At 75.5% G+C, this 13,471-nt stretch carries 10 protein-coding genes; 4 read left to right on the top strand and 6 right to left on the bottom strand.

Translation table 11 applies throughout. The features are described from left to right. Positions 1-8: 8 nt before the first annotated feature. Together ACGFXC_RS03505 and ACGFXC_RS03500 are read right to left on the bottom strand one after the other, a co-directional pair. Positions 9-674: a helix-turn-helix domain-containing protein gene (locus ACGFXC_RS03505; protein ID WP_393709025.1), complete on the bottom strand. Its 666-nt coding sequence runs from the start codon at positions 672-674 to the stop codon at positions 9-11. 57 nt (positions 675-731) lie between these two features. Further along, positions 732-2,324, bottom strand: coding sequence for an ATP-dependent DNA ligase (locus ACGFXC_RS03500; protein ID WP_393709024.1), 1,593 nt, complete (start codon positions 2,322-2,324; stop codon positions 732-734). A gap of 160 nt (positions 2,325-2,484) precedes the next feature. Between ACGFXC_RS03500 and ACGFXC_RS03495 the strand changes: the two genes are divergently transcribed. Both ACGFXC_RS03495 and ACGFXC_RS03490 read left to right on the top strand, forming a co-directional pair. Further along, positions 2,485-5,229: an alpha/beta fold hydrolase gene (locus ACGFXC_RS03495; protein ID WP_393709022.1), complete on the top strand. Its 2,745-nt coding sequence runs from the start codon at positions 2,485-2,487 to the stop codon at positions 5,227-5,229. Then, positions 5,226-6,191: an ABC transporter permease gene (locus ACGFXC_RS03490; RefSeq protein ID WP_393709020.1), complete on the top strand. Its 966-nt coding sequence runs from the start codon at positions 5,226-5,228 to the stop codon at positions 6,189-6,191. Before ACGFXC_RS03495 ends, ACGFXC_RS03490 begins: the two co-directional genes overlap by 4 nt. Before the next feature lie 92 nt (positions 6,192-6,283). Here ACGFXC_RS03490 and ACGFXC_RS03485 read toward each other — a convergent pair whose 3' ends face one another. From ACGFXC_RS03485 to ACGFXC_RS03470, 4 genes are all read right to left on the bottom strand, one after another. Continuing rightward, on the bottom strand, positions 6,284-6,871 hold the full coding sequence (locus ACGFXC_RS03485; RefSeq protein ID WP_393709019.1) for a polysaccharide deacetylase family protein: 588 nt from the start codon (positions 6,869-6,871) through the stop codon (positions 6,284-6,286). 124 nt (positions 6,872-6,995) lie between these two features. Then, entirely contained in the window at positions 6,996-7,943 is a 948-nt protein-coding gene (locus ACGFXC_RS03480) for an aldo/keto reductase (RefSeq protein ID WP_393709018.1), read from the bottom strand. A 148-nt stretch (positions 7,944-8,091) separates the two neighbouring features. Continuing rightward, entirely contained in the window at positions 8,092-8,727 is a 636-nt protein-coding gene (merB, locus tag ACGFXC_RS03475) for an organomercurial lyase (protein ID WP_393709016.1), read from the bottom strand. A gap of 110 nt (positions 8,728-8,837) precedes the next feature. Next, positions 8,838-10,637, bottom strand: coding sequence for a beta-galactosidase family protein (locus tag ACGFXC_RS03470; protein ID WP_393709014.1), 1,800 nt, complete (start codon positions 10,635-10,637; stop codon positions 8,838-8,840). A gap of 193 nt (positions 10,638-10,830) precedes the next feature. Here ACGFXC_RS03470 and ACGFXC_RS03465 point away from each other — a divergent pair, with 193 nt between their 5' ends. Together ACGFXC_RS03465 and ACGFXC_RS03460 are read left to right on the top strand one after the other, a co-directional pair. Beyond that, positions 10,831-11,913, top strand: a complete 1,083-nt coding sequence (locus ACGFXC_RS03465) for a substrate-binding domain-containing protein (RefSeq protein WP_393709013.1) — start codon at positions 10,831-10,833, stop codon at positions 11,911-11,913. Between the two features lie 122 nt (positions 11,914-12,035). After that, positions 12,036-13,352, top strand: a complete 1,317-nt coding sequence (locus ACGFXC_RS03460) for an ABC transporter substrate-binding protein (RefSeq protein WP_393709012.1) — start codon at positions 12,036-12,038, stop codon at positions 13,350-13,352. The last annotated feature ends 119 nt before the right edge of the window (positions 13,353-13,471 follow it).

The following is a 13,471-nucleotide window of genomic DNA, read 5'->3' as shown; positions in this document are numbered from 1 at the left end:
CTCCTCGGCTATCGGTGCTGCGCGGCGGCGCCGCCGAGACACAGCCCGGCGAGGCTGCTCTGCAGCAGGGTGTGGACGAACAGGAGCTCGGCTCCGCCGTGCCCCGGCGCTCCGATCCGGTGCGGGGTGAGCGAGTCGAAGTGCGCGCTGTCCCCCGGCTCCAGCAGGTGCTCGGTCTCCCCCAGGTGCAGCCGCAACTGCCCGGTGAGCACGTACAGCCACTCCTCCCCGGGATGTACGCGTACGAGGTCGCCCTGGCCGCTCCCCCGGGGGACGTGCACCCGCAGCGCCTGCATCCCCCGCCCCGGGCTCCCGGCCTGCCAGTACGTCCACCCGTCGGCCTCGCGGGCGCCGGGACCGCCGGCCCGTACGATGGGGTCGGCGACGGCCTGGGTCTCGCCGAGCAGCTCCGATACGGTGGTCCCGTAGGTGCGGGCCAGTCCCAGCAGCAGCGGCAGCGAGGGCTGGCGGCGGCCCGTCTCCAGCCTGGACAGGTGCGCGGGCGAGAGCCGGGCCCGCGCGGCGGCCGCCTCCAGGGTGAGGCCGGCGCGGCGGCGCAGTTCGCGCAGCTGCGGGGCGACGGCGGGCAGCCCGTCGGCGGCGCCCGCGTCGGGGCCACCCTCGTGGGGGCGGCCCTCGGAGGAGCGGCCGGGCCCCTCGGCACTGGGGTTCATGCTCCGATTGAGCCAGAAAGTTGCCCCCCGGGCAATTTTCTTGCCTCAGAGGCAAAATCACCCCTCGTCCGCATCGCCGCCCCGTGCTCCGCCGCCGTCACCGGCGGCGCCGGCAGCGCCGGGGCCACCCTGTTCCAGCACGGTCTCGACCGTGTCCGCCTGCCCGGCGGTCTTGTCCGGCCGGTGGCGCAGCACCCGGGCGAAGCGCAGGGCGACCCCGGCCGGGTAGCGCGGGGAGCGCTGCAGGCCGTCGTAGGCGATCTCGACGACCAGTTCGGGCCGGACCCTGACCGTGAAGCCGTCGTCGCTCTCGGCCAGTTCGGTCAGCCGCTCCGTCTGCCAGCGCAGCATCTCGTCGGTGAGCCCCTTGAAGGTCTTGCCGAGCATGGCGAACGAGCCGTCGGCGGCCCGCGCCCCGAGGTGCAGGTTCGACAGGAGGCCGGTGCGGCGGCCGTGGCCCCGTTCCGCGGCCAGCACGACCAGGTCGAGGGTGTGCACCGGCTTGACCTTGAGCCAGCGCTTGCCGCGCCGGCCCGCCGCGTAGGGCGAGTCGAGGGCCTTGACGACGACCCCCTCCTGGCCCCGCTCCAGCGCCTCGGCCAGGAACGCCTCGGCGCCGGCCGCCCCCGCCGACGGGTCCTCCACCACCAGCCGGCGCACCCGGGCGCTCCCGGGGACGAGGGCCGCCAGGGCCTCGTACCGCTCGCGGACCGGCAGGTCGAGCAGCACCCGGTCACCGACGGCCAGCAGATCGAAGAAGTACGGGGTCACCGGCAGCGCGCGCCGGGCGGCCGCCACGTCCACCCGGGAGCCGACCCGGGAGGCGATCTCCTGGAAGGGAACCGGACGCCCGTCGGCGCCGCGGCCGATCACCTCCCCGTCGAGGATGAACCGGTCCCCCGGCAGGCCGCGGGCCAGCTCCACGACCTCCGGCAGCCGGTCGGTGATCTCGTCCAGGGACCGCGTGTGGATCCGCACCTCGTCCCCCGAGCGGTGGACCTGGACGCGGATCCCGTCGAGCTTCTCCTCCACGGCGCACGGCCCCAGCGCGGTCAGGGCGTCCGCCACGGACCGGGCGGTCCCGGCGAGCATCGGCTGGACGGGCTGCCCGACGCGCAGGGTCACCCCGCGCAGGGCGGCGCTCCCCCGCGCGAGCACGGCCGCCGCCACGCGGGGCAGGGAGCCGTCCAGCATCACGGCCCGGCGCAGGTCCGCGGCCGGGACCCCGGCGGCCTTGGCCACCCCGTCCAGGGCCAACGCGTCCAGCGCCCCCTGGCGCACCTCCCCGGACAGCAGGCTCCGCAGGAAGCGCTGTTCGTCGGAGGTGGCGGCGCCCAGCAGGGCGTCGACGATCCGGTCCCGCTCCGCCCGCGCCCCCGGGCCCGCGACGGCGGCCAGTTCCGTCACCGCCGCGTCGACGGCCCCGACGGTGAGGACGGGCCGGGGCGACGGCGGCGCCTCCCGGCCCAGGGTGCGCCAGCCGACGCCCGGACGGCCCTGCGGGAGCCGTCCGGACAGGTAGGAGATGACCAGAGCGGCCTCCTCGGCGGGGGCGGCCGCGAACAGCTCCGCGAGCAGGGCGGTCTTGCGTGAGCGGGCGGACGTCCCGGCGACTTCCCGGGACACGCGCGCGACCTCGGCCAGCAGCATGCCGCCCATCCTCCCGCCGCCCGGGCCCGCGCGCAGGTCGGCGGCGGCCGCCCGTACCACGGGCGCGGTACGCCGGAGGGGCCCCCGTACACCTGGAGAAGGGGCCGGGGTCCCCCTGAGGGAGCCCGCACACGGCGATCACTGGTCGTAGGGTTCCCCTATGAAGCCACGACTGCCCCGGCGGCGCCGCGACCGCCTGCTCGCCGGCGCCGCCGCCCTCGCGGTCCTGGCCGGTGCCGGTACCTGGACGGCGGCCGCCGCCTCCGGGGACGCCCCGGCCGTGCACCGCGAGGACCGGATGCTGGACCTGCCGGGCCCGGACGCGGCCGGGGTCCGCATCGACACCTCCTTCTTCAGCGCCGGGGACGCCGGCCGGCGCCGCCCCGCGGTGCTCCTCGGGCACGGCTTCGGCGGCAGCAAGGACGACGTCAGGGCCCAGGCCGAGCGGCTCGCCCGCGACGGGTACGCCGTCATGACCTGGTCGGCGCGCGGGTTCGGCCGTTCCGGCGGGAAGATCGGCCTGAACGACCCCGACCACGAGGTCAAGGACGTCTCCGCGCTGATCGACTGGCTGGCCCGCAGGCCCGAGGTCCGCCTCGACGGGGCCGGCGATCCGCGCGTGGGCGTCGCCGGGGCCTCGTACGGGGGCGCCATCTCGCTGCTGGCCGCCGGGTACGACCGGCGGGTGGACGCCATCGCTCCGCAGATCACCTACTGGAACCTCGCCGACTCCCTCTTTCCGGAGGGCGTCTTCAAGAAGCTGTGGGCCGGGATCTTCTTCACCACGGGCGCCACGGGCGGCCTCCAGCCGATGACGGCGCCGACGGCGCCGACGGCGGCGGCGGCGGCGGGGAACGCCGGTCCGGGGGCCCCCGGCTGCGGACGGTTCGAGGACCGGCTGTGCGCCATGTACGAGCGGGTCGCGGTCGCCGGGAAGCCCGACGCCGAGGCGCGCGCGCTCCTGGAGCGGCGCAGCCCCTCGGCCGTGGGCGACCGCATCAAGGTGCCCACCCTGATCGTGCAGGGCCAGGACGACTCCCTCTTCCCGCTGGACCAGGCCGACTCCATGGCCCGGACCATCGCGGCGAACGGCGCCCCCGTCTCCGTGGACTGGGCGGCGGGCGGGCACGACGGCGGCATGCGCGAGTCCGGCCGCGTCGAGGCCCGGGTGGCGGACTGGTTCGACCGCTACCTGAAGGGGAACGAGGGCGCGGACACCGGCCCGGCCTTCCGGGTGTCGCGCTCCGGCGGCATCGACTCCACCGACGGGCGGATCAGACTGCGCGGAGCGAGCGGTGACCGCTACCCCGGCCTGTCCTCCTCCCCGCGCGCGTTCGCGCTGACGGGACGGGAGCAGACCTTCGCCAATCCGGCGGGCGGCGCCCCGCCCGCGCTGTCCTCACTGCCCGGCATCGGCGGACAGCTCGCCTCGCTGGGAGCGGGACTCTCGCTTGACTTCCCGGGCCAGAACGCCCGCTTCGAATCGGCGCCGCTGAGCGAGGAGCTGCGGGTCACCGGAGCCCCGACCCTCACCCTGAACGTGAGGTCGACGGCTGGGGACGGCGCGGCCGTCCTGTTCGCCAAGATGTACGACGTGGGCCCCGACGGCCGCCAGCAGGTGCTGCCCGCCCAGCTGGTCGCGCCGGTCCGGGTGGAGGACGCCGGGCAGGGCCGCGACGTGCGGCTGCGGCTCCCGGCGATCGACCACTCCGTCCAGGCCGGGCACCGGCTGCGGGTGGTGGTCGCCGCCACGGACCTCGGCTACGCCTCGCCCGCCGCGCCCGCCGCCTACACCGTCTCGGCGCGGGGCCCGCTGGCCGTGCCCGTCGCGGACGGGGTGCGCACGGCCGCGGCCGGCCTGCCCTCCTGGGTGTGGTGGCTGCCGCTCGGCGCGCTGGCGCTGGCCGCGGGGCTGCTCGGGATCCGGCGCACCGGCGGGGGCCGCGGGGCGGTGCGGCCGGGCGCGGCGCAGCCCGAACCCGCGCTGGCCGACGTACCGCTGGACATCACCGGGCTGACGAAGCGGTACGCCAAGGCACGCGACCGCTACGCCGTGCGGGACCTCTCCTTCCGGGTGGAGAAGGGCCAGGTGCTCGGCCTGCTCGGACCCAACGGCGCCGGGAAGACCACCACCCTGCGCATGCTGATGGGGCTGATCGCGCCGGACGCGGGCGAGGTACGGGTGTTCGGGCATCCCATCCGGCCGGGCGCTCCCGTGCTGTCGCGGGTGGGGGCGTTCGTGGAGGGTGCCGGGTTCCTGCCGCACCTGACGGGCCGCGCCAACCTGGAGCTGTACTGGCAGGCCACCGGCCGGCCCGCCGAGGACGCGCACCTGGCCGAGGCCCTGGAGATCGCCGGGCTGGGCGACGCCCTGGAGCGGGCGGTGCGCACCTACTCGCAGGGCATGCGGCAGCGGCTCGCCATCGCGCAGGCCATGCTGGGCATGCCCGACCTGCTGATCCTCGACGAGCCGACCAACGGCCTGGACCCTCCGCAGATCCGCGAAATGCGCGACGTGATGATCCGGTACGCGGCCGGCGGGCGGACCGTCATCGTCTCCAGCCACCTGCTGTCCGAGGTGGAGCAGTCCTGCACGCACCTGGTGGTCATGGACCGCGGGCGGCTGGTGCGGGCGGGCGAGGTCGCCGAGATCACCGGCGGCGGGAACACGCTGCTGGTCGCGGTGGAGCGCCCGGTGGACGCGGTCACCGTCGAGAAGGTCGCGGCCCTGGAGGGCGTGGCCTCGGCGGTGGCCGGCGACGGCGGGATCCTCGTGCGCCTCGACGGGGCGACGCCCGCCGCGCTGATCGCCGAACTCGTACGGCTGGACGTGCCGGTGTCGGCGGTGGGACCCCACCGCCGGCTGGAGGACGCCTTCCTCACCCTGATCGGAGGTACGGCATGAGCGCCGTCCAGGAGAACGGAACCGGGCCCGCGGCGGCCGGGACAGCGGCTTCGGCCCGGGGCGCGGGCGGGGATTCGGGCGCCGGCCGGGGCTCGGGCGGGGCCTCGGCCGAGACCGCGCCCGGTTACCGGGCGGGCCGGACGCTGCCGCTGCGCGTGGAGGCGCTGCGGCAGTGGCGCAGGCGGCGGACGCTGATGATGGGCGGGGTGCTGGCCGCACTGCCCTTCGTCATGATCATCGCCTTCGCGGTGGGCGGCGGCCCGAACGACGGACCGGCCGGCGGCAACGGCCGGATCAGCCTGATCGACTCGGCGACGGCCTCGGGCGCGAACTTCGCCGTGACCTGTCTGTTCGTGTCGGCCGGCTTCCTGCTGGTGGTGCCGGTGGCGCTGTTCTGCGGGGACACCGTCGCCTCGGAGGCCGGCTGGTCCTCCCTGCGCTACCTGCTCGCCTCGCCGGTGCCCAGGGCCCGGCTGCTGTGGAGCAAGCTGGTGGTGGCGCTGGGCTTCAGCCTCGCCGCGATCGTGCTGCTCCCGGCGGTCGCGCTGGCGGCGGGAACGGCCGCGTACGGGTGGGGGCCGCTGAAGCTGCCCACCGGCGGGGTGCTGCCGGCCGGGGACGCCCTGCCGCGCCTCGCGCTGGCCGTCGTCTTCGTCTTCGTGTCGCAGCTGGTCACGGCGGGGCTGGCGTTCTGGCTGTCGACGCGGACGGACGCGCCCCTGGGCGCGGTGGGCGGGGCCGTCGGGCTGACCATCGTGGGGAACGTGCTCGACGCGGTGACGGCCCTGGGTTCGTGGCGGGAGTTCCTGCCCGCGCACTGGCAGTTCGCGTGGGCGGACGCCCTGCAGCCCCAGCTGGAATGGGGCGGGATGACCAAGGGGGCGGTGCTGTCCGTGTCGTACGCGGTGGTGCTGTTCGCGCTGGCCTTCCGCGGGTTCGCCCGCAAGGACATCGTGTCGTGAGGGTCAGGCGCGCGCCACGGTGAGGCAGGACCGCGGGTCGACGCATCCGGGGGCGAAGGCCTCGACGGCCCGGCGGACCGCCCGGTCGACGGTCATGCCGCCCTCGGGGGCCCAGGTGGCCGTTGGTGTCGGCGGTGAACTCGATGACCGCGTGGCCGAGCGCGTTCACGTCGGCGACCGACGCGTCGGTGGTCGCGCTGTACGGGAAGCGGAAGAGCGGCAGCGGCTCGGCCCCGGAGGCGGCGCGATCGCGGCGTCGGCGCGGCGCACCTCCTCGGCGGCTCCTCGGTGTCGAGGCCGTCGAAGGAGGGGTGGGTGTGCGCGTGGTTGCCCAGGCCGTGGGCGGCGGCCATGGCGCGGACGGCGGCGGGGTGCTCCTGCGCGAAGGACCCGGTGGGGAAGAAGGTGACGGCCGGCTTCGGCCGCCGCAGTTCGGCGAGGACGTCCTCCACTCCGGCCTCGTCCCAGGCGGCGTTGAAGGTGAGCGCCACGACCTCGCGGGTGGTGGGCAGCCGTCGGATTTCGGCGCCCGTCCAGGAGGAGCGGGCGGGGAGCGCCTGCCCGGCCGGGCCGGGAGCGGCCCGCCGCCTCGGCGGTGGGGGCGGCGCGGCCCACGGCCGCGAGCGCCGTCGCCGCCCCCGTCGCGGCCGGGGCCGCCGGCGCGGCGCGGCGTGCGGCATCCGGCACGGGGGGTCCGCTCGCTCCGGCAGGGGCCGCCGGCCACGGGCCCGTGCCGTCCGGCACCGTGCGGGAGGGAACGGGCCCGGGTGATCCTCCGGCCGGGCACCCGGCCGGTGGGGGCGGTTACGCCGGTACGGCCGCCGCGGCGTCGATCTCGGCCAGCAGCTCCGGCTCCAGCGGACGGTCGGCCACCGCCGCGTTGGCACGTACCTGCTCGGCCGAGGTGGCACCGGCGATCACGGAGGCGCAGCCGGGCTGGGCGGAGAGCCAGCCGATGGCGAGTTCCAGCAGGGTGCGCCCGTGCTTCTCGGCGATCACCGCGAGGGCCTCGACCGTGTCCAGGCGCTCCTCGGTGAGGTAGGCGTCGCGCCCTTCGAGGCGCGAGCCCGCCGGTACGGGGGCGCCCCGGCGGATCTTGCCGGTGAGCAGGCCGTTGGCCAGCGGGAAGTACGGCAGCACGCCGACGCCGTAGTGCACGGCGGCCGGGACGAGCTCCCGCTCGGCGGAGCGCTGGAGCAGCGACCACTCGTTCTGCGCCGAGACGAAGGGCACCGCGCCGGTGTCGCGGGCCACGTGGGCGGCTTCGGCGAGCTGCCAGCCGCTGAAATTGGAGTGCCCGAGGTAGCGGATCTTCCCCTCGGTGACGAGCTCGGTGAGCGCGGCGAGGGTCTCCGCGATGGGCGTCGCGGGGTCGGGGCTGTGCAGCTGGTAGAGGTCGATGTGGTCGGTGTCCAGGCGGCGCAGCGACTCCTCGACGGCCCGCCGGATGTAGCCACGGCCGCCCCGGGAGCCGGCGGCGGGCCCGTAGCCCATGTCGACGCCGTCGTAGCCGAACTTGGTGGCCAGCACGACCTGGTCCCGGCGGCCCTTCAGGGCCTGGCCGAGGTGGCTCTCGGAGCCGCCGGAGCCGCCGTAGATGTCGGCGGTGTCCAGGAGGGTGATGCCCGCGTCGAGGGCGGCGTCGACGACGGCGCGGGTGCCCGCGGCGTCGAGGCGGCCGCCGAAGTTGTTGCAGCCGAGACCGACCGCGGAGACCTGCAGACCTGAACTGCCCAGCGGGTGATAGCGCATGCGGGCTCTTCCTCCACACTCGTCCGATACATGATCAATACAACGGTCCCGAGTCTAGGCACAAGGTCCGCCACCGGGCACGGGGTTCGGCGCCGCCCCTCGTGAACACCGTGTGACGGGTGACGGGTGACGGGTGACGGGCGACGGGTCAGAACAGGTCGGCGAGGCGCTTGCCCACCGACCAGGCTTCGGCCACCGAACAGGCCGCCAGGTCGGGATCGGCCGCGACGGCCGCCCCGGCGAGTGCGGGGGTGGCGTAGAAGTTGACGCGGTTGCAGAACACCTCGCGGATGTCGGCTCCGGTGGCGGGGGCCAGGGTGACCGAGGCCGAGGCGGGGGTGAGGTCGCGGACGCCCCCGGGCGTGACCGTGAGGGACACCGGCGCCCCGGTGGCGGCGCAGCGCCCGGTGACGCGGCTGGCGGGCTCCGCGTAGACGACCGGGAACATCAGGACGTCCATCACGCACCAGCCGGTGACGCGCCGGCCCCGCAGCTCCATCGCGTAGGGGCGGCCGGGGTCGAGCGAGACCCCGGCCCCGATGATGGCGCCGCCCCGAGCGGCGTCGCCGCCGTCCGTCTCGAGCTCGAAGTCCATGGCGCGGAAGCGGTCGAGTACCTCCCCGCCCGGCCAGCCGAGCAGCTCGCCGGCCCGGTCCGGGGAGAGCGGCCCGTGCTCCAGCAGCCCGCCTACGAGCGTCGCGCCGGCGGCCATCAGCTCCACGCCCTTGGGGGAACTCCACTTGGCTGCCAGCTGGTCCGACAGGTCCTGCACTCGGGGGTCCACGTGCTGCCTCCTGGGCGGAAAGGTGCGACATGCGATTGGGAAGCCATGGGGGCTTTCGTCGCATTTCCAACCTATCGGCTGGCGCTCCGGTGCGGCCGGTATGACCTGCCTCACGATTCCAGGGTGACGACCGTGGGGCGTCCGAGGTCGGGCCGGTCGCGCAGCGGGAGGCCGGCGCCGGGGCGCTCCAGTTCGAGCAGGACGATCTCGTTGCGGCCGGCGCGCCAGAGCGGAGCGGGGGCGTAGAGGGTGCGCTGGGGCCCGCGCGGAGTGTCGTAGTGGCCCAGGAGGAAGCCGTTCAGCCAGACCAGGCCGGTCCCCCAGCCGGAGACGTCGACGAAGCCGTCGGCGGGGGTGGCGGTGGAGACGTGGGTGAAGCGGTGGAAGGCGGGGGTGGCGTCGCGGGGGTGACCCGCGGTCCAGTCGAGGGCGGTGAGGACGGTGAGGTCGGTGAGCGGCAGGGGGCGGATCTCCCACCCGAAGAGGTGCTGGTGCCCGTGGCGGACGGCGCGCCAGATGCCCTTGCGGTCGTCGAGCAACGGCCCGTAGTTCACCCGCCCCTGGGCCCGCACCAGGAGGTCGAGCACCACGCCGTCCTCGCCGACGGCGAGGTCGAGGCCTTCGTCGGGGGCGTTGCGGTCGAGGACGCCGAGGGGGCGTCCGTCGGCGAAGACGTACGCGCGGTCGCCGAGCCCGTCGATCCTGACGGGCATCGCCGGGCGGGGGCCGGTGACGGTGGTGCGGTAGTGGATCAGCCCGTGGGCCTGGCCGAACTTCTCCATGGACTCGGGCGCGGGACGCAGGTGGGGCGGCCCGGCGAGCGGGCCGAGCGCGGGGAGCAGGGGCGCGGTGCCCGCCGGGAGGGCCTCGGCGGGGGACATCCGGGGGCGGGGCGCGGGCAGCGGATCCGGCGGCAGGGGCACGTACTTGCCGATGACCTCGCGGAACGCGTGGAACTTGGGGGTGAGTTCGCCCGCTTCGCCGATCGGCGCGTCGTAGTCGTAACTGGTGACGGTGGGCTGGTAGCCGGGATCGCAGGGGCGAGAGCCGGTGTGGTTGGCTCCGGCCCAGTAGCCGAAGTTGGTGCCGCCGTGGGCCATGTAGAGGTTGACGGAGGCTCCGGTGGCGAGGAGTTCGTCCAGCGCTCCGGCGGCGTCCTCGACGGCGCGCACGTGGTGGTCCTCGCCCCAGTGGTCGAACCAGCCGATCCAGAATTCCATCGCGGTGAGCGGGCCGGTCCGCTGGTAGCGGCGCAGGGCGGCGAGCCGTTCGGCGGGCCGCGCGCCGAAGGTGGCGGTCGCGAGGCGGCCGGGCACCGTGCCGCCCTGGAGCATCGCGTCCTCGGGCCCGTCGGCGGTGAACAGCAGGCAGTCGACGCCGCGTTCGGTCAGGGCCCGTTCGACGTGGGCGCGGTAGGGGGCGTCGTTGCCGTAGGAGCCGTACTCGTTCTCGATCTGGACGGCGACCACCGGACCGCCCCGGCCCGCGAGATGGGGCAGCAGCTCGGGGACGACGAGGTCGAACCAGCCGTCGACTTCGGCCTGGAAGCGGGGGTCGGAGCAGCGCAGGTGCAGGCCGTCGACGGCCAGGAGGCGGGCGGGCAGGCCGCCGAAGTCCCATTCGGCGCAGATGTAGGGGCCCGGGCGGACGACGGCGTCGAGGCCGAGGGCCTGCGCGGTGCGCAGGAAGCGGCCGACGTCGCGCCAGTCCGTGAAGTCGGCCTCGCCGGGGGCGGTCTCGTGGAAGTTCCAGGGCACGTAGGTGTCCACGGTGTTCACGCCGAGCGCGCGCAGCCGCCGGAGCCGGTCCTCCCACAGATCGGGGTGGACCCGGAAGTAGTGCAGTGCGCCCGAGACGATGCGGTGGGGGCGGCCTGCGCGGCGGAATCCGTCCTGGTCGTACGTGAGCATGCGCTGACTCCCGGAGAGAGGGCCACCGGCTGGGATGCCGTGGGGCGCCGCCGAATATATGAACGGGGCGTCCGCCCCGTCAATGAGCGGTTGAGCAGGATCGATCGAATCGATCGTTTCGATTGCCTATGATGGCGGGCGACCCGCGACCCGGCAGACCGGTGCCGGGCGGGCCCGACCCCAGGGGGACAGCGTGCGACCACATGTGGACCAGCGGCAGGCTCAGGTGCTCGCGCTCGTACGGGCGCGGGGCAGCGTGCGGGTGGCGGAGCTCGCCGTGGAGCTGGGGATCTCGCCCGTGACGCTGCGGCGTGACGTCGAGGCGATGGCGGCCCGGGGGGAGATCCACCGGATGCACGGGGTGATCAGCCGGGTGGCCGAGCCGGTTCCGGGGCGGGCGGCGGCCCCCGGCCCGCGGGCGGGCGGCGACGCCGCCGGACTGGTGGTGGGGATGGTCGTGCCGACCACCGAGTACTACTACGCCGACGTGGTGCGGGGCGCCCGGGAGGTCGTCGAGGCGCGGGGCGCCCGGCTGACCGTGGGGCTGACCCGGTACCTGCCGGGCGAGGACCGGACCCAGGCCGACCGGCTGCTGTCGACCGGCGCCGGCGGTCTGCTGCTCACCCCGAACTGGGACTCCGGCGCGGCGGGCCCCGGGGAGGGCGCCTGGACGGCGGGACTGCCGGTGCCGGTGGTGCTCGTGGAACGCTGGGCCCCGCCGGGGCACCCCGGTGCGGCGCTGGACCGGGTGGTGTCGGACCACGCGCACGGAGCGGCGGGGGCGGTACAGCACCTGGCGGAGCGGGGGCACCGGCGGATCGCGCTGGCCAGCCAGGAGACGCCGACGTCGGCGCGGCTGCGGGCCGGGTACGAGGCGGCCGTGGCCGCCCTCGGGCTGGAGCCGGCGCCGCCGTGGTCGCCGGCGCCGGGAGCGGGCGCGTTGTCGGTGGCGGACCGGTTCGCGCGGACCCTGGAGTACCTGTACCGGGCCGTGACGGAGGGCGGGGTGACCGCGGCCCTGATCCACAGCGACACGGACGCCATCATGCTGATCCCCCGGCTCCAGGCCCGGGGGGTCCGGGTGCCGGAGGACCTGGCCGTGATCACCTATGACGACGAGGTGGCCGGGCTGGCCGACGTACCGCTGTCGGCGGTGGCGCCGGCCAAGCGCGAGGTGGGAGCGCGGGCGGCGGGCCTGCTGCTGGACCGGCTGGCGGGCGACGAGAGCCCGCGGCAGCACCTGGAACTGCTCCCCCGGCTGAGCGTCCGGTCATGACGGTCACTCCGTACTGATTGTTTCGATCGAATTGCGCGTTCGCTCTTGACGGTCTGCGGGTCGGCACAAAAGATGGGCCTCCATCCGCCACCGCACCGGTCGTCGTCCGTAGGAGCCGAACCATGCCGCGCACCTTCCGCACGCCCCGCATCGCCCTCACCGCCTCCGCTTCGCTCGTTTCGCTCGCCCTCCTCGCCACCGCGTGCGGCCGGGGAGCGGGCACGGAGGCGGCCGGGGCGGAAGCGGCCGCCCGGCCCGTCACGCTCACGTACTGGTCCTCCTCGGCCGGAGCGCAGCAGACGGCGGACGCGTTCAACAAGACGCATCCCGGCGTCCAGGTGCGGTTCTCCGCCGTGCCCGGCGGCCCCGACGGGGCGGCCAAGCTGGCGAACGCGGTCAAGGGCGGCAACGCGCCCGACATCGCCACGATGGACTACTCCGCGCTCCCCGAGTTCGCGAGCGGCGGCAACCTCGAGGACCTGAGCGCGACGTCCGGCGCGCTCGTCTCCGAGAAGTTCCCGGAGGCGGTCCAGTCCCTGGTGAAGCTGGGCGGCCGGACCTGGGCGGTGCCCTTCGACGTCACTCCGATCGAACTCTTCTACCGCAAGGACATCTTCGAGAAGCACGGGGTGGCCGTGCCCCGGACGTGGGAGGAGTACAAGGCCGCGGGCGAGAAGATCAACCGGGCGGACCCCTCGGTGCGGATCACCAACTTCGGCGGTGGCGACCCGGCGCTGCTGGCCGGGCTGGCCTGGCAGGCCGGCGCCCGCTGGTACGGCACCGAGGGCGACCGGTGGAAGGTCGCCATCGACGATCCCGCGTCGAAGAAGGTCGCCGGGTACTGGAACGGGCTGATGGATTCGGGCGTCGCCTCGAAGACCCCGCTGTGGGGCGAGGGCGAGGCCAAGGAGCGCAGCTCGGGGCAGGTCGCGACGGTGATCGGCGCCGCGTGGACGGCGGGGACCTTCCTGGCGAACTACCCGGACCTCAAGGGCAAGTGGGGCATCGCCCCGCTGCCGACCTGGGACGGCAAGCCCGCCACGGGGATGTACGGCGGCACCTCCTACATCGTGCCGAAGGGCAGCAAGCAGACGAAGGCGGCGGCGGAGTTCATCCGGTGGGTCACCACCGAGCCCGAGGCGATCCGGGCCCGGCTGAGCTCCCTGAAGGCGCCGAGCAGCGCACTGCCGGCCAACCCGGCGATGCGGGCGGAGGCGGCGAAGCTGTTCGACGCCTCGTACTTCGAGGGGCAGGACCCGTACGCCCTCGCGGGCGAGGCGGCGGGGACGGTCCTGCCCGGCTGGACGTGGGGGCCGGTGCAGCTCCAGGTCACCGCGGCGCAGGGGGCGGCCGGGGCGGACCTGGTGAAGTCCCTGTCGGAGGGCCAGTCGGCCGCCGAGAAGGCCGTCCGGTCCCGCGGCCTGACTCTGGCCCGCTGATGCGCCCCCGCCCCGCCCCGGACCCGGGCCCGCCCACCAGAGCCCTCCCCGGGCCGGCCGAACGCACCGCACCGGGCGCCGCGCACGGGCCCGGCCAAGGCCCCGCACCGGACGCCGCG

It is taken from the genome of Streptomyces sp. NPDC048507 (assembly GCF_043199995.1).
GTDB lineage: Bacteria > Actinomycetota > Actinomycetes > Streptomycetales > Streptomycetaceae > Streptomyces.
This window is presented reverse-complemented; position numbering and strand designations above follow the sequence as displayed.